The organism is Qipengyuania proteolytica, from assembly GCF_019711565.1.
Taxonomy (GTDB): Bacteria; Pseudomonadota; Alphaproteobacteria; order Sphingomonadales; family Sphingomonadaceae; genus Qipengyuania; species Qipengyuania proteolytica.
Map to the genome: position 1 here is coordinate 1,442,228 of NZ_JAIGNN010000001.1, position 25,579 is coordinate 1,467,806.

Consider the following 25,579-nt stretch of genomic DNA (forward strand, 5'->3'; position numbering starts at 1 on the left):
GGGGGGCGGCTCCCACCGGGCCGTCTGGGCGCCCTTCGTCTCCATTCCGGAGCCGGGGGGCGCCCTTTAGCTTTTGCTCACGTGCTTGTCCCGCTATGATGCAACCTGCTCCATGACACTGGAAACCCGCCGGTTTCCGCCGCAGACCGGGGCATATTTGCCGGAGACAGCACATGAAATTCCGTTCGCTTCTCGCGATTGCACCTATCGCCCTTGTGGCCGCCTGCAGTGGCGGGACCGACCAGGCTGCCAATGGCGAGGCCATGGATCCGGCGAGCGAACAGGCGCTCAACGATGAGCTGATGACCGATCCCGACATGGCCGGCCGCAACGAAGGCAATGCCGCGCTGTCCGGCACGGGTAACGCCGCGATCCCGAATATCGACAAGAGCCCGCGTGCCATCGAGGCCGCGCGCGATCGCGCCGCGCAGCTCGTCGGCGGTACCGAGAACCTGAAGCCCGCTCCTGCTGCCCGCCAGCTTGCGCAAAACGCGCCCGATACGGCGGCGATGGTCGCTGCGGCCAAGGCGGCGGTCCAGCCCAACGGTGCCAATTGCGCCGAGAGCGCCGAATACGGTTCGGCCTGGGCGGCCAAACTTCCTACGGCTTTCCCCGTCTACCCGCGCGGCAATACGCAAGAGGCCGCAGGCACGGACGAGGGCGATTGCGCGCTGAGGATCGTTTCCTTCTTCACGCCGGTCGCGCTTGAGGACGTATTCTCGTTCTACAGCACGCGCGCGAAGGACGCCGGTTTCAGCGTCGACCATGTGATCAAGGCTGGCGACAACGTGCTGAGCGGCACGAAAGGCAAGTCGGCTTATGTCGTCTACGGGCGCCGGCTAGAGCAGGGCGTGACTCAGATCGACCTCGTCACCACCGACTGAGCCTTTCCGAGGCTCAGCTCTTGAGACCGATGCCAATGCTGGCGCGCGGCTGCTCCATCTCGGTGCTGGCGACCGGATAGGCGCAGTAATCCGCAGCATAGAATGCGGCCGGGCGGTGGTTGCCCGAGAGGCCTACTCCGCCGAAAGGCGCTGCCGAAGACGCGCCGTTGGTCGGGCGGTTCCAGTTGACGATCCCGGCGCGGATCTCGCTCCAGAAATGCTCGAAATCCTGCGGGCTCCCGCCGATCAGCGAGGCTGACAGGCCGTAGCGCGTGTTGTTCGCCTCGGCGATCGCGGCGTCGAAATCGGCCACGCGGATGACCTGCAGCAGCGGGCCGAACAGCTCGATGTCGGGCCGCTCCTTGATGTCGGTCGCATCGAGGACGGCGGGCGAAAGGAAGGGCAGCTTCTCGTCCTTGCGCTTCATGTGGACGATCGGCTTGCCGCCGCGGCCCATGAGCGCGACGAAGCTTTCGGACAGCAAGTCTGCCGCGCCGTTGTCGATCACGCAGCCCATGAAGGGCTGGGGATCGGCAAAGGGTTCGTCGACGATCAGGCGCTCGGTGAGCTTCTTCAATTCCGGGATGAGCTTGTCGAACATCGAATCGACCACGATCAGGCGTCGCGCGGCGGTGCAGCGCTGGCCGGCGGTGGTGAAGGCCGATTGCACGATCGTCGCGGCAGCGTCGGCCAAGATCGGCGTGTCGGTGACGACGATCGGGTTGTTGCCGCCCATTTCCAGCGCGACGATCTTGCCGGGATTGCTCGCCAGCTTGCGGTTGATCGCGATGCCGGCCCGCGCCGATCCGGTGAACAGCACCCCGTCGACCAGCGCGTGCTCGACCAGCGCCTTGCCCGCATCCGCCCCACCGTGGAGGCACTGCACCACGCCTTCTGGCACGCCGCCTTCGTGGAAGCAGCGGGTCAGGAATTCGCCGACCGCTGGGGTCTTCTCGCTCGGCTTGAAGATCACCGCATTGCCCGCGATGAGCGCCGGGACGATATGCCCGTTCGGCAGGTGCGCGGGGAAGTTGTAGGGGCCGAGCACGACCATCAGCCCGTGTGGCTTGTGGCGCAGCGCAGCGGTGCCCTGCAGCGCGCTGTTGAGCTTCTTCTGGCCCGTCCGTTCGGCATAGGCGGTGATCGAGATTTCGACCTTTCCGATCACGGCCTCGACCTCGGTCCGCGCTTCCCACAGCGGCTTGCCGGTCTCGCGTGCGATCAGCTCGGCAAAGGGCTCCGCATGCTTGCGTACCGCATTGGCGAAGCGGCGCATCAACTCGATCCGCTGGGCGAGCGGCATCCGCGCCCAGTCGCGCATGGCCTCGCGCCCGCGGCCGATCGTATCCTCGACATTGCCCGCTGTCCCGCGCCAGATTTCCGCGCCGGTTGCGGGTTCGGTGGAAACCAGTTCCATATCAGACACTCTCAGCCTTCCTGCGCCCATCGCCTTGTTGCGTGCGGCCTATGTCGCACACGCTGCAGGGCGTCAAATGACAAGATGTAACCACCTCAGACATGACCGCGCGGCTCCGGGGCAGGGCCATGGGCCTCCCCCATGCGGCGCAATGCGGCGACCTTGGCGTGGAGCGGCTGCCAGTCGTCGCGCTCGTCGATTGCGGACCAGATCGCCTCGACCTCGTCGATCACCATGGCCTGCGGCGCATCGTCGGACCAGTATTCGTGCGGGGCATCAGTCGAGTCGTAGCCTGACAGGGCCTCCGCCAGCGCTCCATTGGCATTGCGTCCGCCGCGATGGCGGAAGAAGAAAACATCGGGGCTCTCGCCGCTTTCGCGCAGGGCCGCTTCGGATGCCGAAACCAGCGCCGTGTCCGCATCGACGCCTCGACTTTCAACCCCGAGCCGCCAGCACCAGCGCCGCCCGATCGCCTCCATATAGAGCGGTCCGAAACGCTCCATCGCACCGATCAGCGGCGGCGCATCGCTCAGCAGGCGCAGCGCGATGGCGAACTGCCCGCAGTTCCAGTGCAGCGCTTCGGGTTGGCGACCGAAGGCGTAGAGACCCTGGTGGTCGAAATAGGCGGCGGTGAAGCCCGGCTCCCACTGCGGCAGGAAACGCCAGGGACCGTAATCGAAGCTCTCGCCGGTGATGTTCATGTTATCGGTGTTGAGTACGCCGTGGACGAAGCCTGCGACCATCCAACTGGCGGCGAGGTCGGCCAGTCGCTCGACGACAAGGTGCATTAGTCTGACAGCCGGTTGGTCGCGTCCGGGCGCGTCTGCTGGCGCGGGCGGGCCGGGATACTGCGCGAGGCAGTAGTCGACCAGCTCGGCCATGTGATCCCGCTCCTCCAGCGCGAGGAGGCGCTGGAAGGTGCCGATCCGGATATGGCCGTGACTGAGCCGCGTGATCACGGCGGAGCGGGTGGGCGAAGGCTCATCGCCGCGCCACAGCTTCTCGCCCGTCTCGACCACGCTGAAGGTCTTGGACGTGTAGACGCCGAGCGCCTCGAGCATCTCGGTCGCGAGGATTTCGCGCACCGCGCCCTTCAGCGTCAGCCGCCCATCGCCGGCGCGGCTCCACGGGGTCTGCCCGCTGCCCTTGGTGCCGAGGTCGAGAAGGCGGCCCGTCCCGTCGCGCAGCTGGGCGAAGAGGAAACCGCGCCCGTCGCCGATTTCGGGATTGTACACGCGGAACTGGTGGCCGTGGTAACGTAGAGCGAGGGGCTGCGGCAGATTGTCGGGCAGGGGCGCAAATCGCCCGAAATGTGCCGTCCATTCATCATCGCCAAGATCGTCCAGCCCCACGCCCGCCGCATGGCGATCGTTGCGGAAGCGCAGCCGCGTCTCGGGAAAGTCCGCTGCCGCCACCGGATCGCCGAGCCAGTCGGCCAGTGCGAGGATCGGTGTGTCGGGGCGATAGCTCGCGGCTTGCGGTTCTCCTCGCATGGCGCGATAGTGGGGACCAATGGAGCCCGGCACAAGGGCGCCGCAGCCTAATCCGCCAATCGCGACGGGACGAACACCGCCACATATGGATAACAGCTACGCCGACCGCACCTGGCCCAGCGCCGACGGTCTCACCCTGCATTTCCGCGACTATGGCGAGGCGAACGACCGCCCGCCGGTGATCTGCCTCCACGGCCTCACGCGCAATGCGCGCGATTTCGAGGATCTCGCCCAGCATATCGCCGCGCAGGGCTGGCGCGTGATCGTGCCCGACATGCGCGGGCGGGGCGACAGCGAATACGCCAGCGATCCTGCGACCTATGCCCTGCCGACCTATGTCGGCGACCTGATGGCGCTGCTGGCGCAGGAAGGGATCGATCGGTTCGTCTCCATCGGCACCTCGATGGGCGGGCTGATGACGATGATCCTTGCGACCCTCCAGCCCGACAGGCTGGCGGGCGTGGTGCTCAACGATATCGGACCGGTGCTGGAAACCGGCGGGCTCGACGCGATCAAGGGCTATGTCGGGCAAGGGCGCAGCTATCCGACATGGATGCACGCAGCCCGCGCGCTGGAGGAGGTGCACAAGGCGAATTTCCCGCGCTTCGATACGCTCCAGTGGATCGCGATGGCCAAGCGCGGCATGGTGCTGGCCAGCAGCGGGCGGATCGTGTTCGATTACGACATGAAGATCGCCGAGCCGATCCTCGCAGCGGACAGCAATGCCGTACCGCCCGACCTGTGGCCGGCTTTCGAGGCGCTGGGCGGAAGGCCGGTCCTGCTGTTGCGCGGCGGGATCTCGCCGCTGCTGTCGGCAGAGGCCTTCGCCGAAATGAAGGCGCGCATGCCGGATGCTCAGGCCGTCACCGTGCCCGACATCGGCCATGCCCCGACGCTGGACGAGCCGGAAGCGCGTGCTGCGATCGACGCGCTGCTGGCGCGCATCGCATGACGGCGCGGCCCCACATCCTGCACCTCCACTCGACTTTTGCCGCAGGCGGCAAGGAGCGGCGCTGCGTGCAGCTGATTAATGCCTTCGGCGCCAAAGCGCGACACACCATCGTCAGCGCCGAGCCCGAACGGCTGGACGCCGCCAGGGGCATCGCGAAGAGCATCGCCGTCACGCTCCAGCCCGATTTCCCGAGCCTCAAGGGATCGCCCTTGCCGGGCCGGCTGCAGCAGCTCGCCCGTGCGATGAAGCCTTTCGATCTCGTGCTCACCTACAATTGGGGGGCGATGGATGCGGTGATGGCGCATACGCTGTTCAAGGACGTTCACGATCTGCCGCCGCTGATCCATCACGAGGACGGTTTCGACGAGAGCGAGCTTCATCGGCTCAAGAAAAGCCGCACGTGGTACCGCCGGATCGCGCTGGGCAAGACCGCGGGACTGGTGGTGCCGTCGGAGCGGCTCGAAGAGATTGCGCTGGTCGACTGGCAGCAGCCGCTGGGCCGCGTGAAGCGCATCCCCAACGGCATCGACACCAAGGCCCTTGCCATGCGTCCGAAAGCGGACGCGCTGCGCCTGATCAAGCGCAAGGGGGAGATGTGGGTCGGCACGCTGGCCGGCCTGAGGACGATCAAGAACCTGCCGCGGCTGGTGCGCGCCTTCGCGCCGTTGCCGGAAGACTGGCATCTCGTGATCCTCGGTGACGGTCCGGCGCGCGAGGCAATCCTGGCCGAAGCGGACCGGCTCGCGATCAATCACCGCGTTCACCTGCCCGGCAGCGTGGACGATCCGGCACGCGTCATCGGCCTGTTCGACATCTTCGCGCTGTCGAGCGATTCCGAGCAATTCCCGCTGTCGGTCGTCGAGGCCATGGCTGCCGGCCTGCCGGTAGTCGCGCCCGCAGTGGGCGACATCGCGCACATGGTGGCTGAAGCCAATGTGCCTTTCATCTCTGAGCCGGGGAGCGACGGCGGCCTGCGCGATGCCCTTCACAGGATGGCGCAGTCCAAGGCCCTGCGCACCGCGCTGGGCGAGTCCAACCGTGCCAAGGCCCGTGCCGAGTTCGACGAGGCGAAGATGGTCGCGACCTATCGCCGCCTCTACGGGAGCGCGATGGGGAGGGAACTCTGACCCGTTTCATCCCCCGTTCACTCGAACGGGGACAGGCATTGCAGGCCATTGCCCTTGCCCGACGCACTGCCTAAAGACCCGCAAACCTTTTTCCAGACCAAGCGGAGCCCGCCACACGTGGCCCTCACACCCAAGAACGAACTTTCCCGCGAAGAGAAACTGGCACAGCGCGATGCCGCCCAGCAGGAAGCCCTGTTGCGCGAGGTCGACGACGCGGTTCGCCAGGGCGATACCGAAGAATTCGTGACCAAATACGGCAAGCCGCTGCTCGGCGTGCTTCTGGTCGGACTCGCCGGTTTCGGTGCCTATCTCTTCTGGGACAGCCGCCAGGAAGCCGCGATGGAGCAGGATTCCGAGGTTCTGGTCGCCGCGCTGGACCAGGTCGAGGCGGGCAATTTGCAGTCCGGTTCGGACCAGCTCGAGGCGCTGGCCGCCAGCGGCAAGGGCGGCGCTTCCGCGGCCGCCGGCATGCTGCGCGCCGGTATCGCGGCGCAGCAGGGCAAGCCCGACGAGGCGGCCAGGATGTTCGCCGCCGTGGCCGCCGACGACGAAGCGCCGCAGGCACTGCGCGACCTTGCCAAACTGCGCGAAGTCACGACCCGCTACGACAGCATGGCCAGCAGCGAGGTGATCGCCGCGCTCAAGCCGCTCGCGGTGCCGGGCAAGCCCTATTTCGCGAGCGCGGGCGAACTGGTCGCCCATGCCTATCTGGACCAGGGCAAGAAGGCCGAGGCAGGGGCGCTTTTCGCCCAGATCGCCAAGGATGACGATTCGCCCGAGGGCATCCGCTCGCGCGCGCGCCAGATGGCCGGCGTGCTCGGCGTCGATGCGATCGAGGATGTCGACGCCGTGCTCGAGGAGCAGGGCCTTACCGAACAGGATGCGGACGGCGCCGCCGCCGCTGCCGCACAGTAACAGGCCGGGACGGGCCGGAACGGAAAAAAGAGACGATGGTACGGATGGATCGAAAGGCGATTTCCCGCAGCGCAATCCTTGCAGTGGCGGCTGCCAGCCTCGGCGCCTGCAGCGGCGGGCTATTCGGCGGCGGTGACGGCAAGAAGGACACCCCGACGCTCGGCAATCGCGAACCGATCCTGTCGCGGATCGACGTCGGAGCCGAAGTCGATCCCGCGCTGGTCGGCGTGGCCGTCGTCCTGCCGCCGGCGCAGGTCAACGAAAGCTGGGCCCAGGCCGGCGGGACCGCAAGCAAGTCCTATGGCCATCTCGCGCTCTCCGACGCACCAACCCGCGCGTTTAGCGCGCAGGTCGAAGGCGGCTCGAACCGCCAGCGTCTCGCCGCGTCCCCGGTGATCGGCGGCGGCATGATGTTCGCGGTCGGCGGCGACGGCCAGCTGAGCGCTTTCGATGCGCAGACCGGCGCACGCCGCTGGAGCTACCAGCAGAACATGTCCGGCGACACGCGTCCTTCGGCCTTCGGCGGCGGTGCGAGTTACGAGGCCGGCAAGGTCTATCTGACCAATGGTGCAGGCGACGTGGTCGCGCTCGATGCCAATTCCGGTGCCGAGCTGTGGAAGGCCAAGCCCGCTGGCCCGCTGCGCGGTTCGCCGACGATCGCTTTCGGCCTCGCCTTCGTGATGACGCAGGACAACCAGATCTATGCGCTCGACCTGGCTGATGGGTCGGTCGAGTGGCAGCAGTCGGGTTCCGCCACGCAGGCCGGCGTCTTCGGCGTTGCCGCACCGGCAGCTGGGCAGGGCACGGTGATCGCCGGCTACAGCTCGGGCGAACTGATCGCACATCGCTACGAAAACGGGCGCACGCTCTGGGCCGATGCGCTTGCGCGGACCTCGATCTCGACCTCGGTCGGCTCGCTGACCGACATCGACGCCGATCCGATCATCGACAACGGCCGCGTCTACGCGCTCGGCCAGGGCGGACGCATGGCAGCTTACGAGCTCGTCTCCGGCCAGCGCATCTGGGAACTCAGCCTCGCCGGGATCTCGACTCCGGCGATCGCGGGGGAGTGGATCTTCACGCTGACCGACGATGCGCGCCTGCTTGCCATTGCTCGGAGCACCGGAAAGGTTCGCTGGATCACCCAGCTCGCCCAGTGGCGCGACGTCAAGGACAAGAAGGGCCCGATCTTCTGGACGGGTCCCGTCCTGGCCGGCAACACGCTGTGGGTCGCAAGCAGCGAGGGCGAGGTTTACCGCGTCAGCACGGGCGAGGGCTCGGCAAGCCTGTTCTACGACCTGAAGCAGCCGGTCAGCCTCGCACCGGTCGTTGCCAATAACACGCTCTACATCCTCGACGACAGCGGCACGATCACCGCATTCCGCTGATTTTTGCGCGAACCGCTCCCGCCTGTTAACCAATCCGGTGTAAGGCGGCGGGAACATGAGCGCAGAGGACAATACCCCGGCAGCGCGGCCTGAGAGCGACGTCTCCGCGGCCGTCGGACTCGTCGGCCTGGCCGGTTTGTTCGGCTGGGTGACCTTCGCGCGCGCCTATCCTGCGCTTGCCGAAGGCCTGAGCCTCCCCGGGCGGCACGAGGTGCTTTCAGGCCCGCATTCCGCGCTGGTAGGCCTGCTCGCCGCGGCGGTCCCGATGGCACTGTGGTCGGTCCTGGTGGAGAAGGTCCACCTGCGCCCCTCGACCGGGCTCGACTGGTCGCTCGGCAAGGCGCGTAGCCCCGATCGCTCGGTCACGATCGTTAAGCTGGTCGGCCTGTGGGCGACATGGGCAATCATCGGCGCGCTTTATTGCCTGTGCCGCTGGTACTGGAGCGGCCCCTACGAATTCTCGATGCGGGTCATCGGCTATTCCGCCATCCCGCTCGTCATCCTTTCGGTGCCATACATCATGTGGATCGATCGCTACATGATCGAACCGCGCGACCATACCTGGCATTTCGGTGCCATGCTCCTGCGCCAGCCGGGCTGGGAAACCGACGAGATCAAGGCACACTGGCGAACGTGGATCATCAAGGCTTTCTTCACCGCCTTCATGGTCTCGATCATTCCCTATGCCTTCGAAAACATCGTGCAGGCGGATTTCGCCATGCTCGCGCAGCGCCCGGAGCAGCTCGCCCTGATCCTGATCGAGGGCATGTTCATGGTCGACGTGATGATCGGCACGGTCGGCTATATCGTCACCATGCGGCCGCTCGACGCGCATATCCGCAGCGGCAATCCCTTCCTAGCGGGCTGGATCGCGGCACTGATGTGCTATCCGCCGATCGTCTGGGGCATCCTCGGCGAAGGGAAGGCGATCAATTACGAGTTCGACACGCCCGGCTGGATCTACTGGCTGGAGGGCAACGACCTCGCGCTGGCTGCCTGGGGAGCGCTGCTGGTGGGGCTTACCGCGGCCTATGCCTGGGCGACCTTCGCCTTCGGCCTGCGGTTCTCGAACCTCACCTATCGCGGCGTACTGACCGACGGTCCCTATCGGTTCACGCGCCATCCGGCCTATGTCTCGAAGAACCTGTTCTGGTGGTGCGCGACAATGCCGTTCCTGGTGGCGAGCGGTTCGCCCGTCGAAACCATCCGCAACTGCTTCTTCCTGCTCGTGGTCAACGGCATCTATTTCTGGCGAGCCAAGACCGAGGAGGCGCACCTGCTGCGCGAGGATGCGAAGTACCGCGATTACCACGCCTGGATGACGCGCCATGGCCTGCTGACTGCGCGACTCTCACGGCTCGGCAAGCTGCTCGATCCGCGCCGGCCGTTGTCGGCGCAGCCCGCCGAATAGTCAGCCGAGCGGCTGGCCGTCGTCGGTTTCGTAGATCCTGAGTTCGCGCGAGGCTGGCGGGTTGGCCGCCATCACCTTCTGGAATTCCGCCATATGCGCCGATGCGCCGTGCGCCGCCAGCGCATCACGATCTCGCCAGCGTTCGAACAGCACCAGCGTATCGGGATCGGCGAGATCGCGAGCGAAGGTATAGTCGAGGCACCCGTCTTCCGCGCGGCTGGCGCGAACCATGGCCACGATCGCGTCCTGCGTCGCTGCATCCATGGTGCGCCCGAGTTTGATCGTCCCGTTGATCTGGATCATCGCCGCTCTCCCGTGTTCAGAAACTGTATTTATAGACGCGATTGATATTGCCGCCCCATTCGCCGTTGTAGCGATCTAGCAGGACCTGTGCCGGGACCTTGCCGCTGGCGACGATCTCGTCGAGCGTTTCCAGGAATCCGGTCTCGTTGTCGCCCGAGCTGTTGAGCTTGCCGCGCGCGGCGAGGCCACTGCGGGCGATGGCGAGAACCTCTTTCGCCAGATCGCGCAACTTGCCGCCACCTGGGATGTCCGCGGCCAGCGCCAGCTTGGGCACGGCATTGCGGAGGGCTTCGCGCTCTTCCATGGTCCAGTGCTTGACGAGATCCCACGCCGCATCGAGCGCGGTCTGATCGTAAAGCAGGCCGACCCAGAAGGCGGGCAGGGCACAGATGCGGCTCCACGGCCCGCCATCCGCGCCGCGCATCTCGAGGAAGCTCTTGAGGCGCACTTCGGGGAAAGCGGTCGACAAATGGTCCCACCAGTCGCTTGCCGTCGGTTTCTCGCCCGGCAGCACACTAAGCTTGCCTTGCAGGAAATCGCGGAAGCTGTGGCCCGCCGCATCGATGTACTTGCCTTCGCGAAACACGAAATACATCGGCACGTCGAGCATGTAGTCGACCCAGCGCTCGTAGCCGAAGCCGTCCTCGAACACGAAGGGCAGCATGCCAGTGCGGTGCGGATCGGTGTCGCTCCAGATGTGCGAGCGGTAGGACAGGTAGCCGTTGGGTTGCCCTTCGGTGAAGGGCGAGTTGGCGAACAGCGCGGTGGCAAGCGGCTGGAGCGCAAGGCTCGTGCGGAATTTGTGCGCCATGTCCGCCTCGCTCGAATAGTCGAGGTTCACCTGGATCGTGCAGGTCCGCAGCATCATGTCGAGACCGAGGCTCCCAACGCGCGGCATGTGGCGCAGCATGATCTCGTAGCGGCCCTTGGGCATGATCGGCAGCTCTTCGCGGGTCTTGTCGGGCCACATGCCGAGGCCGAGGAAACCGACCCCGAAGCGTTCGCCCACTTCCTTCACCTGCGCGAGGTGGCGGCCGGTTTCGGCGCAGGTCTGGTGCAGGTTTTCGAGCGGCGCGCCGCTGAGTTCGAGCTGTCCGGCAGGCTCGAGGCTGACCGTGCCGTCATCGCCGCGCATGGCAATCACCTTTCCGCCTTCCTCCACCGGTTCCCAGCCGAACTCGGTCAGGGCCATCAGGATGTCGCGGATGCCGCCGGGCTCGTCATAGGACGGTGCCTTGAACGTCTTGCGGCAGTAGACGAGCTTCTCGTGCTCGGTCCCGATACGCCAGGCGTCCTTTGGCTTTTCGCCCTGCTGCATGGGGGCGACCAGCTGGTCGCGCGACTCGATGATAGGATCATCCTTGGCGGAGGTGTCGCGCGTGCTCATGCCGGTGGCGTTAGAAAACGGAACCTTGGGAGGGAAGCGATTTATTCTTCGCCGAACCAGTCGCCGGCTTCCGCCATCCAGACCGATATGCCGGCAATGGCGGCTGTCTCTCCACGCAGGATTCGTGGCCCCAGGCTGATCGCGACCGACGCGGGATGCGCCCTGATCGCGGCACGCTCGGCATCGTCGAAGCCGCCTTCGGGGCCGACCAGCAGGGCAGCGGGCCCCTCGGCATAGCAAAAGGCATCGGCAGCCGCCTCGCCGCCTTCCTCGTCGGCGAAGAACAGGTGGCGCTCCTGCGGCCAGTCCCGCAGCAGGGCTTCGAGCTTTACCACAAGGGCAATTTCGGGGAGCGCCGTGCGGGCACATTGCTCGGCAGCCTCGGTCACGATCGCGTCCGCGCGTTCGGCATTGAGTTTGTCCGCGACGCAGCGCCGCGTCACGATCGGCGCAATGCGGGCAACGCCGAGTTCGGTCGCCTTTTCGAGCACGAGGTCGAACCGGTCCTTCTTGAGCAGCGCCGGGACCAGCCAGAAATCGGGCACCGGCTCGCGTGGGCGCAAATGCTGCTCGACCTCCAGATTGACGCGGCGCTTGTCGACCTGCGCGACCCGGGCGGCCCATTCGCCGGTGAGATCGTCGCAGAGGATTACGGCGTCGCCCTCGCTCACCCGCATCACGCGGGCGAGGTAATTCGCCTGATTGCCCTCGATGGCGATTGACCGACCCGCTCCGAGCTCGTCCTCGATAAACAGGCGCGGTGCGCTCTTGGGCGGCCAGGCGGGGGTAGCGGGCATGGCTTTGCAGGTGGCACGGCGGCGGTTAGGGAGCAAGTCATGAGCGAAACCGCGTCACCCGACATCGTCCCCGACAGCGAGCATCGCGGAATCGTCGCGCGCCTGCCGCAGCTGCCGCGCGATCTTGCGCAGCTGGCACGGTTTGACCGGCCGATCGGCTGGTGGCTGCTGTTCTGGCCCTGCGCCTGGGGCGTGTGGCTGACCGGCGCGGGCTGGCAGTTGCCGCTGCTCGGCTGGCTGCTGCTCGGTAGCATCGCGATGCGAGGCGCGGGATGCGTCTACAATGACCTCGTCGACGCCGATCTCGACCGGCAGGTCGCGCGCACCGCTACGCGTCCGGTGGCTAGCGGTAGAGTGTCGAAAAAGCTCGCATGGTGCTGGCTGCTGGCGCTGTGTCTCGTCGGTCTCGTCGTCCTGCTGCAATTGCGCCCGCTCGCGCAGGGCGTGGCGCTGGCGAGCATCGCACTGGTGGCCGCCTATCCTTTCATGAAGCGGATCACCTGGTGGCCGCAGGCATGGCTCGGGCTGGTCTTCACCTGGGGTCTGCTGGTCGGCTGGACCGAGTTGCGCGCCGATAACTGGGACGCGCTCGCGGCGATGTATGGCGGGGCGGCGCTCTGGGTCATCGGCTACGACACGATCTACGCGCTGCAAGACCGCGAGGACGATGCGCTGGTCGGCATCCGCTCTTCGGCGCTCCGGCTGGGCGGACGGGTCAAGGGTGGCGTCGCCCTCTTCTACGCGGGCGCGGTCGGCCTGTGGGCACTCGCCTTCTGGCTCTATCGCGCCGACTGGGTCGCACTGCTGGCGCTCGTCCCGGCTGCCGGGCATCTCGCCTGGCAGGTCGCGACGCTCGATACGAAGGACCCTGCGAACCCGCTCGATCGCTTCCGTTCCAACCGCTGGACCGGCGCGCTCGTCGCGCTGGCCTGCTTCGTGGTCGGTAACGCCTGATGTGCAACCTCTACCGCATGACCAAGACCACCGACGAGGTCGCCAAGTGGTTCGCGGCGGTCAACGAGCTCGGCGGCGCGAATTTCGGCGAGGAGGTCTTTCCCGGCTACCCCGGGGCGGTGGTGGCCGACGGTGCTGTCAGGCAGATGACCTGGGGCTTCCCCCTGGTGATGAAGGGTAAGAGTGGCCAGCCGCCGAAGCCCAAGCCGGTGAACAATGCGCGCACCGACAAGCTCGACAGCTTCTTCTGGCGCTACAGTTTCGAGGAGCGGCGCTGTCTCATTCCGGTGACCGCATGGGCGGAAGCGGAAGGGCCGTCGGGCGGCAAGACGCGCAGCTGGCTCTCGCGGCCCGATGCGGAGATGTTTGCCGTGGCCGGCGTCTGGCGCACTTCAGACGAATGGGGCGATTGTTATTCGATGGTGATGACCGACGCCGCGGGGCGCGCGGCAGAGGTCCACACGCGCATGCCGGTCCTATTGGCAGAGGGCGAGTGGGGCACATGGACCGGCGGCTCGCCGGACGAAGCGAAGGCGCTCTGCCGGCCGTGGGCGGGCGAACTCACGCTCGACCGCACGGGGGTGCCGTGGTCCGGCCGTGGACAAGTCTCGCTGCTCTAGGCCCCGAAACTTGAGCGACTCGGGCACCCGTGCCTAGCTTCGGCGTCATGACGGACACCTTCGTCGCCCTTTCCGATCCCACGCGCCGGCTCCTGCTGGACCGGCTGAGCGAGGAGGGTGGGCTCACGCTTTCCGACCTGTGCGAAGACCTGCCGATAACGCGCCAGGCGGTGGCAAAGCACCTCGCCGTGCTTGAGGCTGCCGAACTGGTGGCGAGCGAGCGCGACGGGCGCTGCAAGCGGCACTACCTCAATCCCATGCCGCTCGCGAAGATGGCGCGCCGCTGGCTCGGCCGGTTCGAGGATGTGCCGATGACTGCGCTCGCCGGGTTCCACGGTGCGCCGGTCACTCGACCAGCACACCGCCTTTGACCACCGCATCGACGTCGGCCAGTTCGCCGACATCGGCCAGCGGATCTCCCGACACGGCAATCAGATCGCCCCAGGCGCCCGGCTTCACCACGCCGACCTGACCGGTCTGGCCCAGCGCCTGCGCGGCATTCAACGTCGCTGCGCGGATCGCCTCCAGCGGCGACATCCCGTATTCGACCATGACGCCGAATTGTCCGCCGACTTCCTCGTGCGGCATCACGCCCGCGTCGCTGGCGAAGACCATGCCGACGCCGGCTGCATGCGCCTTGCGGAAATTGTCGCGCTGGATCTGTGCAATCTCGCGGTCCTTGCGGAGGTTGTCCTCCAGCACGCCGTTCGCCTTGCCGGTGCGCTGGGTGTAGTCGGTGTTGTAGATGTCCATGCTGAGCCAGGTGCCGCGCTGCTTGGCGAGCCGGATGCCCTCATCGTCGATCAAGCTCGCATGTTCGATCGTGTCGATCCCGGCGCGGATCGCCGCCTTGATCCCCGCCGCGCCGTGCGCATGGGCGGCGACTTTGAGGCCCCAGAAGTGCGCTTCCTCGGCAATGGCGCGCAATTCTTCTTCGTGCAGTTGCTGCTGGCCCGGTTCGGTGTTGCGGCTGAAGACGCCGCCCGTGGCGCAGACCTTGATCACCTCCGCCCCGTATTTGCGCTGCTCGCGCACGCGGACGCGGAAGTCTTCGGGCGTGTCGGCGACGCCCGGGCTCTTCGCCCCGAAGCTGGGCGGCAGGTAGGTCTCGTCGCAATGCCCGCCGGTTGCGCCGAGCGCGTAGTTGCCCGTCACGATGCGCGGTCCCGCCAGCCAGCCTTCCTCGATCGCCTGGTCGATGGCCTTCACGTTGTAATTGCCGTCGCCGACATTGCGCACGGTGGTGAAGCCGACGCGCAGCATCCGCTCGGCATTCACAACGCCCAGCACAGTCGCAAAATTGTCGGTGAACTGGAGGCCGGAATAGCCGCCGTATTCGGGTCGCCCGTCTAGGTGGACATGCATGTCGATCAGGCCCGGCAGCAGCGTATGGCCGGCAAGGTCGATCCGCTTTGCGCCCTCGGGCACGGCTCCGCCCGAGTCGACCCGCGTAATCTTGCCGTCGACGATCACCACCACCGGGTTCTCGATATACCGCCCGCTTTCGACGTCGAGCAGGCGGTCGGCAGTGACCGCCACCGTCTCCGCCGCAAGCGGCGTCGCTAGGGTGAGGGCGGTGGCGGCAAGAAGCAGTCGATGCATGGTCGTCCCCTGATAGTCAGGCGGGACGATACACAACGCGCGGCGTTTGGGAATAAGGAGCTGGCTCCTTCGCCGTTTCAGGCTGCTTCGGGCGATGGGGCGGCAAGACGAAGAGCGACTCGCGCGGTATGATCTCATTCATAGCTGACCACCTCGAATTCGATGCCGTCCCAGTCGAGGAAGTAGAAACTCTTCGGCCCGGGCTCGTACTGGCCATGGCTGAAGGGCTTCAGTCCGTGTTCGACCACCACCGCTTCCGCGGCGTCGAGATCGTCCACGGCAATACCGATGTGGTTCATCGGCACGCTCTTGGCGAAGCCGCCGGCGATGCGCGGACTGGTATGGATCGCGACATAGGCCTGATCGTCGCCCAAGTGGATGGAGCGCCCGTTGTCGAGCGACGGCCCCTCCCAGCGGCGGTGCCAGCCGGTCAGCTGTAGCAGCAGTTTCGCGCTGCGCTCACCGTCGGTGACCGAGAAATTGACATGTTCCAGTCGTGCAGTGGCCATGAATGATCTCCTCTTAGAATGGCGATGCACACCTTGATGCAACCTCAAGCTAACTTGAGGTCAAGCCCTGAATTCGCTATCAGTGAGATCGATGAAAGCGAACGACCTGCTCTCGATAGGCGAACTTGCCCAGCGCACCGGGCTCAGCGTCTCGGCGATCCGCTATTACGAGGAAAAGGGGCTGGTCGAGCCCTGGCGGACCGGCGGCAACCAGCGACGCTTCCTGCGCAGCGACATAAGGCGGCTGAGCTTCATCATGATTGCGCAGAAGCTCGGCCTGTCGCTCGGCGAGATCGAGGAGGCGATGGCCCGCCTGCCGCAAGGCCGCACCCCCAACGCCGCCGACTGGAAACGGATCAGCGGCACGATCCGCCAGCGCATCGACGCGCAGATCGCGCAGCTGGAGAAGGTCCGCGAGGACCTCGACGGCTGCATCGGCTGCGGCTGCCTGAGCCTGAAGAAATGCGCGCTCTACAACGCGCAGGACAAGTGGGGCGAGAAGGGCAGCGGGCCGCGGGTGCTGCGCTGAAAATCGGACTGACGGCTCACGACCCGATTGCCGACATCGCCTGCATGATATTTGCGGTACCCAACTTTTTCCTGCCCCTGTAAGGGCAGACACTAACTGGATGGATTTCTTGCGGAGGTCCTATGGGTGTTAGACGCCGAGAGCTACTTTCGATGGGGCCTATAGCGGGTCTTGCAGGTGCCCTTCCTGCGCTAGCGAAGGAGGCTTCGCGCGAAGGTTTCGCGAGTGACCTATATCGCGTGGATGAACCAGCACTCATCATGGCAGCAGCCCGAGCCATAATTGATGAAGATTATGTGGGCGTATTGGTGACCATCGATGAGGATGGCATGCCCCGCGCACGCCCAATCGGTGTAGCTGACCCTAAAGATGATCGGAGTCTTTGGATGGCGACACGCCGAGGAAGCCGGAAAACACTTCAGATTGCGGCAAATCCGAAAGCTGCCCTCCACTTTGGGTTTGACGATACCGCAAATAATCATGCGGGAAGCTTCTACGCCAGCTTCACAGGCTTGGCTTCGGTTCATACAGACCCAGAAGCCATTTCAGAATACGGTCCGAGCGAAAAGTACCGTGCGAACTGGCCCGATTACCCTAAAGACCTGGCCCTGATCCGCCTTTTGCCGCAGCGGCTTGAAGTGATGGGCAAGGGTATCTGGCCAAACGAAAGCCTGTGGCAACCCCAAGGCATTCTGCTTTCATGATCGCATGCTGTTGGACATCTCAAGCTGTGGTCGATCCGGCATAATGACATTCCATCCGGCAGGGAGCGCCTCAATGGGCAGATTGATCTCATTCTTTGCACTGGTCAGCTCTGGAGCGCTATCGGCCCAAGGACCGGCCCAACCCATAATCGACATGCACATGCATGCCTGGTCGCTCGAAGAGTTCGGCGGCGACCCGCCTCCCGGATGTTTGGGCGCGCGTGGTATCGACATGCATGGTGTAGACCCCGCCAAACCCTTTGACTTCATGGCGCAAGCTACATGCAAAGTGATGGTTGAAGCGCCTAAGTCAGACCCTGAGTTGCTTGTGGAAACTATCGCCCAAATGCGGCGCTTCAACATCGTCTCTGGCGTGATCTCCGGCGAGCGTGCAATCGTTGCGCAGTGGCTCGCTGCCGCTCCGGACCTGTTTATTCCTGCTGAGAACTTTTTCGACGGCCCTGGTCTCCCTCAGGAAACTAGGGCGACCCAGCTCGCAGGACAGGTGGCGAGCGGCGAGACCAGCGTGTTTGCCGAGGTGACTGCGCAATATCGTGGACTTCCGCCTGATCATCCGAGCCTTGCGCCTTTCTACGAGATGGCCGAGCGTCTCGACGTCCCTGTCGGCATACACATGGGCTATGGGGCGCCAGGCGGACCCTACTGGTTATATCCCAAGTATCGTGCCTCACTTGGCAATCCGATGCTGCTTGAGGAACTCCTCACCCGCCACCCCAAAATGCGAGTCTATGTCATGCATGCAGGCATGCCACTGACCGACGAGATGATCGCGATCCTTTACTCGCACCCCCAAGTCTATGTCGACATCTCCGCTGATAATGTCGGGGTGAACCGTGCCGAGTTTTGGGCGCATCTGCGCCGGCTCGTCGAAGCAGGCTACGGCAAAAGAATAATGTTTGGCAGCGATCAGATGGTCTGGCCGCAAGCCATCGAGGTGGCCGTGGACAGTATCACGACGGCTCCTTTCCTGACCGAAGAGCAAAAGCGCGATATTCTCTACAACAACGCGGCAAGATTCCTTCGGCTCTCGCAGCAGGAGATTGACCGCCATCATGAACGGTAACGACTGCTTCCCACCCACTTCGTGACGATTTCCCAGAGGTGGCAATGTGCCAGGAGCGGTCGGTCCGCTAACGACCCGATTGCGGACGTACAGCAAGGGCGTTGTTATTTCCGGGATGCTCCTACAGGGAGACAGCATGACAGGCATATCCGACGAACTGCTCAAGAGCATTGCCGAACGCGCCAAAGATCCCAAGCGTCGCTATCTTGGGGCGTCGCGCGAGGAATCGAGGATCGAACTGCCGGTTGCCGAAATCGAAAGACGAGAGGAGGAGTGGACGCGCAGATTGATCGTTCGCTCGAGCGTTATGGACGGCATTTCCCTGTCACCGGACGAAGTGGAGAGTTACATCGCTGAGTGGCGCGTGAGCCGCGATGCCATGCGTGACGCGATGAACGCGCAGATGCGGGCTTGGGGGCAGACACCGCCCGAGACGAAGTATTTGTTCGAAACGGAGCAGCAATTCTCCGTGTCGTCCGACCCGCCCGGTGCCAAGCCCTTGCAACCGCCACCGTCCGAGAAAGACTGGAAGGCGCTGGAGCAATTCGCAGGACGACCGGTACCCAAAGATTTGAGGCGTCTCTATTCGATCGCCGACGGAGGTTTCGGGCTAGGCTTCTCGGGCCTTAATTCAGTGCAGCTCATCAAAGCGGGTAGCGAAGATTTTCGCAGACGCGGGCCCGATTATTGTGGAACCGTGAACTATCCTGATTCTTACCTTCACCTCGCCAGCGAGAATCTGGATTATCACTACGATCTTGAGACCGATCGGATCTTCTCGAGCAACTCGCGTTGGCAAGAGGACGGCTTACAGCCCTCCGAGATCTACGCGCTTGCCTTCATATCCTTGGCTGAGATGATGGAACATTGGCTCAGCCGCTCCTGAAACGCGCACGGACCGGGTTTGCTATATGGCGGTGTCCGCTTCCCACCCACTTCCGGTCGCTAGCAGCAGCTAAAGCGAAGCTGGAAAGCGGACTTTCTCGTCAATATTCCGGCCCCAGATCCTCATCCAGATCGCGCGGCCTTGCGAAATGCACCAGCGTGCCGCAGCCGTCGCGCAGGTCGGACCAGTCGTCTATGGCGAGTTCGTAGACCGCATAGGCGGCGGTGGGGAATTTCACCTTCGCCTCGTCGTAGAGCTCGTTCTCGTTCTTGGGCGAGACGAGTTCGAACAGCATGTCGCCGAGGCCCGGGTTGTGGCCGGACAGCAGCACGGCGTCGGCATCGCCGCCTTCCTCGCGCAGCACGTCCATGATCGTGTCGGTCCCGGCAAGGTAGAGCCGCTGGTCCCATTGCGGAGCCATGTCCGGCAGCGCATCGGCGAGCGTAAGCTTCACGCGCTCTGCCGGACTCGCGATGAGCTTGTCCCACTTCACGCCATGCGCGCGGATGTGTTCGCCGATCACATGTGCGCCGCGATGGCCGCGATCGTTGAGGCCCCGGTCGAAATCGCGCTTGTCGCTCTGGCCCCAGTCGGACTTGGCGTGGCGCAACAAACCGAGGATTTTCACGATGACTGGCTCTCCGCTGCGTCGGGCTCGACGCGTTCCTGGGTCCCTCCAACACCCTTCGCAACGCGCTGTAAAGCCTCTTCGAGTGTGACCCTTATGACGGGCGTGCCTTCCGGGAAGGCAGAGAGGAGGCGGCTCGGAAAGGCGCTGGACAGTACCACGAAATGGCCCGCGTCGTCGCGGCTGCGGATCAGGCGGCCGAACGCCTGGGCGAGGCGGGCGCGGATGATCCGGTCGTCATAGCGCTGCGCGCCGCCTTCCTGGTCGGCAGCCGCTGCGCGGCGGGCGCGGTGGAGGATGGTGGGGCGCGGCCAAGGGACGCTTTCCATGACCACGCAGCGCAAGGATTCGCCCGGCACGTCCACCCCGTCGCGCAGCGCGTCGGTGCCCAGCAGGCTGGCGCGCGGATCGTCACGGAAGATGTCGGTCAGCGTACCGGTGTCGATCGGATCGACGTGCTGCGCGTAGAGCGGCAGGCCTGCCCGTGCGAGCCGGTCGGCAATCCGGCCATAGACCGCGCGCATCCGGCGGATCGCGGTGAACAGGCCGAGCACGCCTCCGCCCGACGCCTCGATCAGCCGGGCATAGGCGCCCGCCATCGCGGGAATGTCGCCCTTTCGGATGTCGGTGACGATCAGCACCTCGGCGCGGTTGGCATAATCGAACGGACTGTCGGCCTGCGCGGTCTTCGGGTTGAGTTCCAGATGCGGCGCGCCACTCTTGGCGATCGCGTGGGCCCAGTCCGGTCCGCTCTCGTCGCGGTCGGTAAGCGTGGCGCTGGTCATCATGAGGCCATGCGCCGACTCCATCACCACCTTGGCGAAAGGCTTCATCGGATCGAGCCAGTGGCGATAAAGCCCGACGTCGAATTCACGCGCGTCGTTGCGATCCACCTGCAGCCAGTCGACGAATTCCGGGTCTGCCGGACCGCCCAGCCGGCCGAGCAGCGCCTCCCACGCGGCGATCAGGTCGATCCGCCACGCGAGCGAGTGGCGCGCGCCCTCGATCCGTGCGCGTCCTTGCCCGTCGAGCCAGTCGGGCGCGTCTTCGAGCACCGCCTCCAACCGCCCCGCAAGCTTGAGCAGCGGCGATCGGATCGCGGCGAGCGCCTGCGCCGCCGTGCCAGCCGCCTCGACCAGCTCGCCGGGCAGCTGCGCGCATTCGGTTTCGATCCCGTAGCCTGCTTCGAGACCGCTCTCGTCACGCGCGAAGGTGGTCGCGCGGACCTGCGCCAGCAACTCCTCGACCGGCCCCAGCGGCGCGCCTTCTGCCAGGCGGGCGAGCCAGCCTTCGGAAGGCAAGGCGTGCGCAGCCTCGACCGCCGCTTCCACCGCCTCGCCGCCAGCATCGTCATAGCTCGCCACATCGGCGAGCCGTGCTGCAAGGCCGCGCCGCCGTCCGCGCGAATTCTTCTCCGGCCCGACGATCCAGCGCCTCAGCTCGATCGCCTCCTGCCCGGTGAGCACGGCGGAGAAGGTCGAATCCGCCGCGTCGAACACGTGATGCCCTTCGTCGAACACGATCCGCGTCGGTCGGCCGCCTTGATCTCGGCCTCTCGCTGCGTTGACCATCACCAGCGCATGGTTGGCGATGACCAGATCCGCCTGCGCCGCCGCCCGCGCGCTGCGTTCGATGAAGCACTTCCGGTAATGCGGGCAGCCGGCATAGACGCACTCGCCCCGCTGGTCGGTCAGTGCCGCGATCCCGCGCTTGCGGAACAGCGTGCCGAGCCAGCCGGGCAGGTCCCCGCCGATCATGTCGCCGTCCTGCGAATAGGCCGCCCAGCGCGCGACCAGGTGGGCAAGGATTGCCGGCCTGCCCGCGAAGCCGCCCTGCAGCGCATCCTCGAGATTGAGCAGGCACAGATAGTTTTCGCGCCCCTTGCGCACGACGACCGGCGGCGATCCGTCAGGGCGCGCAGCGGGCCAGGCACGAGCGCTTTCCCGGCGCAATTGGCGCTGGAGGTTCTTGGTATAGGTGCTCACCCACACGGTCCCGCCAGACAGCTTCGCCCAGAGCGAGGCTGGCGCAAGATAGCCCAGCGTCTTGCCGATGCCTGTACCCGCCTGCGCCAGCAGCACATGCGGTCGCTTCTGCCGGTCGCGCGGAGCGAAGATGCTGCCTGCGTCGCGCGAGAAGAGTCGCTGCCCCTCGCGCCGCTCGGCACCTTCGCCGGTCAAGCGGGCGAGCTGGCCTTCGATCTCGGCCTCCTCGATCAGGACCTGCTGGGGCTGCGCGCGTTCGGGTGTCTCTTCCCATTCGGGCAGCTTGGTGAAGAGCCACTTCTCCGCTTTCTCCGGCCGGCGGATATGCGGCGCGAGCACGCCGGCCCACGGCCAGCGCAGCCGGGCGAGCGATTGCAGCGTCGACCACGCCCCCTCGCGCTGCTCCCAGGCCTCGCTCTCGCAGGTCGCGACGAGCGCGCCGGCGGCCTTCTGCAACAGGAGCGGCACGTCGGCATCGTCCGCCGGCTCGTCCAGCCCCAGCGCATGCGCCAGCCCCTTGGGCGTAGGCACGCAGAACTCTGCGGGGTGCACGAAGGCGAACAGCTCGAGCAGGTCGAGGCCGTTGAGGTCCGGATAGCCCAGCCGGTTCGCCACCAGCGGTGCGTTCATCATCAGCAGCGGCGTGTCGGCCGCCGCCATCACCGCCTCGCCCTTCGAACAGCCGCGCGTCGGCCCGTTCGGGTCGCGTAGCCAGGTGCCGGCGTGGCTGGCATGCAGGGCAGGGAGGGGCAGCGGCTCACTCACCCCTCCGCCGTTAGAACACAAAAGGAACGCGGGGCAAGCCGCTGCGTGGGCTTATGCGGCGATCGCCAGATCGGACGCGGCGAGAGCCTGTTCGAGGTCGGCGAAAATATCCTCGGCGTCCTCCAGTCCGATCGAGAGGCGCAGCAGGCCTTCGCCGATACCGTGGGCGGCGCGCTCTTCGGGCGTGTAGGTCGAGTGCGTCATGCTCGCCGGGTGCTGAACGAGCGTCTCGGCATCGCCGAGCGAGACCGCGCGCATGATCATCTGTAGCCGGTTCATGAAACGGATGCCCTGGTCGTAGCCACCCGCGAGGTCGAAGGCGATCATCCCGCCCGGCAGCGCCATCTGGCGCCTGGCAAGGTCATGCTGGGCGAAGCTTTCGAGACCCGGATAGTGGACCGCCGAAACCTGCGGCTGCGCCTCCAGCCATTCGGCCACCGCCAGCGCAGTCGCACTGTGGCGCTCCATCCGCAGTGCCAGCGTCTTGAGGCCACGCATGATCAGCGTGGCGGTGAAGGGGCTCATCACCGCGCCGGTCATGTCCTTGAGGCCTTCGAGGCGGACGCGCTGCATCGTCTGCGCATTGCCTGCGACCAGCCCGCCGATGAGGTCGCCGTGCCCGCCGAGATACTTGGTGGCCGAATGCACCACCACATCCGCGCCCCGCTCGATCGGGCGGGTGAGGGCGGGGGTGGCATAGGTGTTGTCCACCACCACCTGCGCGCCGTGCCGATGCGCGACCTCGCTGATCGCCGCAATGTCGACAAGCCGCATGTTGGGGTTCGCAGGCGTCTCGAAATAGACGACCTTCACCTTGTCGCTCATCGCCGCTTCCAGTGCCGCCGGGTCCGTCAGGTCGACATGGGTGACCTTGACCCCGAACTTGGCGAGCCCGTGGCGGAAGAAGGCGAAGGTGCAGCCGTAGAGCGTCCTGTCGGTGACGATCTCGTCGCCCGCCTGGAGCAGCGTCCACATCACCGCGGTGATCGCGCCCATGCCCGAAGCCGTGGCGACACCGGCCACTGCGCCCTCGAGCGTCGCGATCCGCTGTTCGAGCAGGTCGACAGTGGGGTTCGAAATGCGCGAGTAGAAATAGCCTGGCTGTTCGCCCGCAAAGATTGCGCCGCCCTGTTCCGCGCTCTCGAAGGCGAAGGTGGATGCCATATGCATTGGCGGCGTCAGCGCACCATGGTTCTCGGCGGGATCGTAGCCGTGGTGGATGGCGCGGCTGGAAAATCCGGACAGGGTGGTGCGCTTCATGATATCGACCTCTGTTTTCGTGATTGGGGCCGATATAGCGCTGTCGTGTTGGTATATCCCACCTATGTGTGCCATGATGGGGTAGAATATTGGCAGATTATGCCAACGGGAGAGCCGATGGATACCAAGGACCGCCAGATACTCCGCGAACTCCAGCGCGACGGGCGCCTAACCAATGCCGAGCTGGCCGAGCGGGTAAACCTGTCGCCAAGCCCCTGCCTGCGCCGTGTGCGCAATCTCGAGAAAGCGGGGGTGATCGACCGCTACGTCGCCATCGTCGACCGCGAGGCCGCTGGCTATCCGGTGACGGCTTTCGTCCAGGTCACGCTTGCGCGCCACGACCGCGAGGTGGTCGACGCCTTCGAGAAACGCGTGCGCGAGACGCCGCAGATCCTCACCTGCCACCTGATGACGGGCAGCTCCGATTACCTGCTGCAGATCGTGGTCGCGGGTCTGGATGCCTATGAGGACTTCATGCGCAAGACGCTGCACACGACGCCGGGTATTGCGACGATCAACACGAGTTTTGTTTATGGGACGGTCAAGGACACGGTGGAGCTGCCTTAGGTTTGGTTGCTGCTTTCAAGCCTCGCGGATGATGCTGTGATTGTCCGAAAATGGTAGGAAAACCGACGTTCGGCTATCTCAATCAGTTTCCACCGCCATCGGCGGACTTCATCAATGAGGGGATCGGTCCCGCGATCAGCATGGACGGCCGAAGTTCTCCGCTTGATTTCGCTTCTTGAAACTTGATGGCAATGTCAGATGCAGGAAGGGACCGCACTATTCGAAATAGAACTTGTCGAGCCTCTCGCGCTGCAGCTGATTTACAGCTTTGCTCGGTCGGCAACTCGAAGGATGCCAAGCTCTGATAATTTGGGTCGCCGATGAAATGGACCAAGAACTCGCCTTGGTCGTGCGGCCCTAGCTGCTGGCAATTCAAAGGTCGGATTGAACGGTCGTTCATCCAATCGCGAGAAAGGGCCTCTGGCCGTAACCGCCATAGCTCCCCGCGAACACGTTCTGCGTCATCTGATGCCAGTCTGTAGGTTTCCTTAACTACTGCCTCATCGTTCGGCATGAACCAATAAGACACCTCTAACTCATCTTCGGCGTTCAGGAGTTAAGAAAGACGATGGATGCCATAGCCATCGCCCCCAAAGCCCTGCTGAATCTCGATCAGCTCTTGGCTCATCTCTTCGTCGATAATGAGGTCTGCAGGAACAAGTCTGTCGGAGACGTGCGGGGCGGCATGGCAAGCGCCGCAAAAAGCTAGTGTACACGAAATAAGCCAATGTCGCATTCGTTCACCTAATCGCTCAATCTTGCAACGCGCACGAGACTGAACCACTATTCGTCAATGACCGCAAACGGGTCGTTAGCGGCTGGCCCGCTTCTGGCACATAGCTAGTTTGGTGAAAGCGTCGTCAAATGGGTGGAAAGCGGTCATCGATACGAAAAGCCCACAAGGCAATCTTTCCCGTCGTAGATGAACGAGGCGACGAGGGTCCTGGCGTCTTTCCCTTTAAAGCTAATGCCGGTGACATGGTCGCGTTGCTCGGCAGTGCTGACTACGTCGCTCGCAAAGTTGGCTCTTTCGGACGCCGAGGATTCGCTGAGCAATATAGCCTTGTGCTCTCGCGCGAGCTGGACAGCCTCCTCTCTCGACATGCTTTCGCCTTCGTTTGGGTTGATCGGCGAACACGCCCAGTGCGAAAGTGCGAGGATGGTGAGGGTGAACTTTTTCGCGGCCATTGAGCACGCTCAATGCGCTAGACTGCGAGCGTCCGCAATCGGGTCGTAAGCAGACAGGCGGCTTTCTCAAAAGGAAGCGCGCGATCCTGTGATTTCTCGTCTGGCGCAGCTGCTTTCCTACTTCGCACTCGCGATATAGGGCCCAGGGTAATGGCACTTGCAGTTTCCTTTCCCACCCTCTCGCTTGGCGCGGTTATGGGTGACCTATGGGGTATTTTCACGCG

At 64.9% G+C, this 25,579-nt stretch carries 26 protein-coding genes; 14 read left to right on the top strand and 12 right to left on the bottom strand.

Annotated elements, in window-relative coordinates; all coding sequences use genetic code 11:
- The first annotated feature begins 173 nt into the window (after positions 1 to 173).
- The gene (locus K3172_RS07065) at positions 174 to 884 is read left to right on the top strand and encodes a hypothetical protein (RefSeq protein WP_221588261.1); all 711 of its coding nucleotides are present in this window, start codon (positions 174 to 176) and stop codon (positions 882 to 884) included.
- Between the two features lie 13 nt (positions 885 to 897).
- Here the strand turns inward: K3172_RS07065 and astD are convergent, their stop codons facing one another.
- Together astD and K3172_RS07075 are read right to left on the bottom strand one after the other, a co-directional pair.
- Positions 898 to 2,301, bottom strand: a complete 1,404-nt coding sequence (astD, locus tag K3172_RS07070) for a succinylglutamate-semialdehyde dehydrogenase (protein ID WP_247718095.1) — start codon at positions 2,299 to 2,301, stop codon at positions 898 to 900.
- 95 nt (positions 2,302 to 2,396) lie between these two features.
- Positions 2,397 to 3,794, bottom strand: coding sequence for a protein adenylyltransferase SelO family protein (locus tag K3172_RS07075; protein ID WP_221588265.1), 1,398 nt, complete (start codon positions 3,792 to 3,794; stop codon positions 2,397 to 2,399).
- Between the two features lie 85 nt (positions 3,795 to 3,879).
- On the opposite strand from K3172_RS07075, the gene K3172_RS07080 reads away from it, so the two are divergent.
- The 5 genes from K3172_RS07080 to K3172_RS07100 all read left to right on the top strand — a co-directional run bounded on the left by K3172_RS07080 (position 3,880) and on the right by K3172_RS07100 (position 9,587).
- Entirely contained in the window at positions 3,880 to 4,746 is an 867-nt protein-coding gene (locus K3172_RS07080; RefSeq protein WP_221588267.1) for an alpha/beta fold hydrolase, read from the top strand.
- Positions 4,743 to 5,873 carry a glycosyltransferase gene (locus K3172_RS07085; protein WP_221588269.1) on the top strand — a complete coding sequence of 377 codons (1,131 nt, stop codon included), beginning with the start codon at positions 4,743 to 4,745 and terminating at the stop codon, positions 5,871 to 5,873. The genes K3172_RS07080 and K3172_RS07085 overlap by 4 nt, the downstream gene beginning before the upstream one ends.
- A 117-nt stretch (positions 5,874 to 5,990) precedes the next feature.
- A complete protein-coding gene (locus K3172_RS07090) occupies positions 5,991 to 6,788 on the top strand; it encodes a tetratricopeptide repeat protein (RefSeq protein ID WP_221588272.1) in 798 nt (265 codons plus the stop codon).
- Between the two features lie 44 nt (positions 6,789 to 6,832).
- Entirely contained in the window at positions 6,833 to 8,176 is a 1,344-nt protein-coding gene (locus K3172_RS07095; protein WP_221589104.1) for an outer membrane protein assembly factor BamB family protein, read from the top strand.
- A gap of 55 nt (positions 8,177 to 8,231) precedes the next feature.
- Positions 8,232 to 9,587, top strand: coding sequence for a methyltransferase family protein (locus K3172_RS07100; protein ID WP_221588274.1), 1,356 nt, complete (start codon positions 8,232 to 8,234; stop codon positions 9,585 to 9,587).
- Here K3172_RS07100 and K3172_RS07105 read toward each other — a convergent pair whose 3' ends face one another.
- The 3 genes from K3172_RS07105 to K3172_RS07115 are packed head-to-tail and all read right to left on the bottom strand — an operon-like array spanning position 9,588 to position 12,074.
- Positions 9,588 to 9,890, bottom strand: a complete 303-nt coding sequence (locus tag K3172_RS07105; protein ID WP_221588276.1) for a putative quinol monooxygenase — start codon at positions 9,888 to 9,890, stop codon at positions 9,588 to 9,590.
- A 16-nt stretch (positions 9,891 to 9,906) separates the two neighbouring features.
- Positions 9,907 to 11,277: a glutamate--cysteine ligase gene (locus tag K3172_RS07110; protein ID WP_221588278.1), complete on the bottom strand. Its 1,371-nt coding sequence runs from the start codon at positions 11,275 to 11,277 to the stop codon at positions 9,907 to 9,909.
- 41 nt (positions 11,278 to 11,318) lie between these two features.
- Positions 11,319 to 12,074, bottom strand: a complete 756-nt coding sequence (locus K3172_RS07115; RefSeq protein WP_221588280.1) for a 16S rRNA (uracil(1498)-N(3))-methyltransferase — start codon at positions 12,072 to 12,074, stop codon at positions 11,319 to 11,321.
- Between the two features lie 39 nt (positions 12,075 to 12,113).
- Between K3172_RS07115 and ubiA the strand changes: the two genes are divergently transcribed.
- Genes ubiA through K3172_RS07130 form a run of 3 tightly spaced genes read left to right on the top strand, consistent with a single transcriptional unit; the run spans position 12,114 to position 14,019 of the window.
- Positions 12,114 to 13,028, top strand: a complete 915-nt coding sequence (gene ubiA / locus K3172_RS07120) for a 4-hydroxybenzoate octaprenyltransferase (RefSeq protein WP_221588282.1) — start codon at positions 12,114 to 12,116, stop codon at positions 13,026 to 13,028.
- A complete protein-coding gene (locus tag K3172_RS07125) occupies positions 13,028 to 13,648 on the top strand; it encodes an SOS response-associated peptidase (RefSeq protein ID WP_221588284.1) in 621 nt (206 codons plus the stop codon). Before ubiA ends, K3172_RS07125 begins: the two co-directional genes overlap by 1 nt.
- A gap of 47 nt (positions 13,649 to 13,695) precedes the next feature.
- On the top strand, positions 13,696 to 14,019 hold the full coding sequence (locus tag K3172_RS07130) for an ArsR/SmtB family transcription factor (protein ID WP_221588286.1): 324 nt from the start codon (positions 13,696 to 13,698) through the stop codon (positions 14,017 to 14,019).
- Here K3172_RS07130 and K3172_RS07135 read toward each other — a convergent pair.
- Together K3172_RS07135 and K3172_RS07140 are read right to left on the bottom strand one after the other, a co-directional pair.
- The gene (locus tag K3172_RS07135; protein ID WP_221588289.1) at positions 13,994 to 15,250 is read right to left on the bottom strand and encodes a Xaa-Pro dipeptidase; all 1,257 of its coding nucleotides are present in this window, start codon (positions 15,248 to 15,250) and stop codon (positions 13,994 to 13,996) included. The genes K3172_RS07130 and K3172_RS07135 overlap by 26 nt on opposite strands.
- Positions 15,251 to 15,384: 134 nt before the next feature.
- Entirely contained in the window at positions 15,385 to 15,759 is a 375-nt protein-coding gene (locus K3172_RS07140) for a VOC family protein (RefSeq protein ID WP_221588291.1), read from the bottom strand.
- A gap of 91 nt (positions 15,760 to 15,850) precedes the next feature.
- Between K3172_RS07140 and soxR the strand changes: the two genes are divergently transcribed.
- From soxR to K3172_RS07160, 4 genes are all read left to right on the top strand, one after another.
- Complete coding sequence (gene soxR / locus K3172_RS07145; protein WP_221588293.1) at positions 15,851 to 16,288, top strand: redox-sensitive transcriptional activator SoxR; 438 nt, start codon at positions 15,851 to 15,853, stop codon at positions 16,286 to 16,288.
- 260 nt (positions 16,289 to 16,548) lie between these two features.
- Positions 16,549 to 16,992, top strand: coding sequence for a pyridoxamine 5'-phosphate oxidase family protein (locus tag K3172_RS07150; RefSeq protein WP_221588294.1), 444 nt, complete (start codon positions 16,549 to 16,551; stop codon positions 16,990 to 16,992).
- 73 nt (positions 16,993 to 17,065) lie between these two features.
- Positions 17,066 to 18,076, top strand: coding sequence for an amidohydrolase family protein (locus tag K3172_RS07155; protein ID WP_221588296.1), 1,011 nt, complete (start codon positions 17,066 to 17,068; stop codon positions 18,074 to 18,076).
- A gap of 136 nt (positions 18,077 to 18,212) precedes the next feature.
- Positions 18,213 to 18,962 carry an SMI1/KNR4 family protein gene (locus K3172_RS07160; protein ID WP_221588298.1) on the top strand — a complete coding sequence of 250 codons (750 nt, stop codon included), beginning with the start codon at positions 18,213 to 18,215 and terminating at the stop codon, positions 18,960 to 18,962.
- Positions 18,963 to 19,062: 100 nt separating this feature from the next.
- On the opposite strand, the gene K3172_RS07165 is transcribed toward K3172_RS07160, so the two are convergent.
- The 3 genes from K3172_RS07165 to K3172_RS07175 are packed head-to-tail and all read right to left on the bottom strand — an operon-like array spanning position 19,063 to position 23,600.
- Positions 19,063 to 19,590, bottom strand: a complete 528-nt coding sequence (locus K3172_RS07165; RefSeq protein WP_221588300.1) for a SixA phosphatase family protein — start codon at positions 19,588 to 19,590, stop codon at positions 19,063 to 19,065.
- Positions 19,587 to 22,340: an ATP-dependent DNA helicase gene (locus K3172_RS07170; protein ID WP_221588302.1), complete on the bottom strand. Its 2,754-nt coding sequence runs from the start codon at positions 22,338 to 22,340 to the stop codon at positions 19,587 to 19,589. Before K3172_RS07170 ends, K3172_RS07165 begins: the two co-directional genes overlap by 4 nt.
- A 51-nt stretch (positions 22,341 to 22,391) precedes the next feature.
- Entirely contained in the window at positions 22,392 to 23,600 is a 1,209-nt protein-coding gene (locus K3172_RS07175; protein ID WP_221588304.1) for a methionine gamma-lyase, read from the bottom strand.
- A gap of 117 nt (positions 23,601 to 23,717) precedes the next feature.
- Between K3172_RS07175 and K3172_RS07180 the strand changes: the two genes are divergently transcribed.
- Entirely contained in the window at positions 23,718 to 24,167 is a 450-nt protein-coding gene (locus K3172_RS07180) for an Lrp/AsnC family transcriptional regulator (protein WP_221588305.1), read from the top strand.
- 82 nt (positions 24,168 to 24,249) lie between these two features.
- Here the strand turns inward: K3172_RS07180 and K3172_RS07185 are convergent, their stop codons facing one another.
- Positions 24,250 to 24,567 (bottom strand): PWWP domain-containing protein, encoded by a 318-nt coding sequence (locus tag K3172_RS07185; RefSeq protein WP_221588307.1) that lies wholly within the window; start codon positions 24,565 to 24,567, stop codon positions 24,250 to 24,252.
- 479 nt (positions 24,568 to 25,046) lie between these two features.
- Positions 25,047 to 25,355, bottom strand: coding sequence for a hypothetical protein (locus K3172_RS07190; protein ID WP_221588309.1), 309 nt, complete (start codon positions 25,353 to 25,355; stop codon positions 25,047 to 25,049).
- Between the last annotated feature and the right edge of the window lie 224 nt (positions 25,356 to 25,579).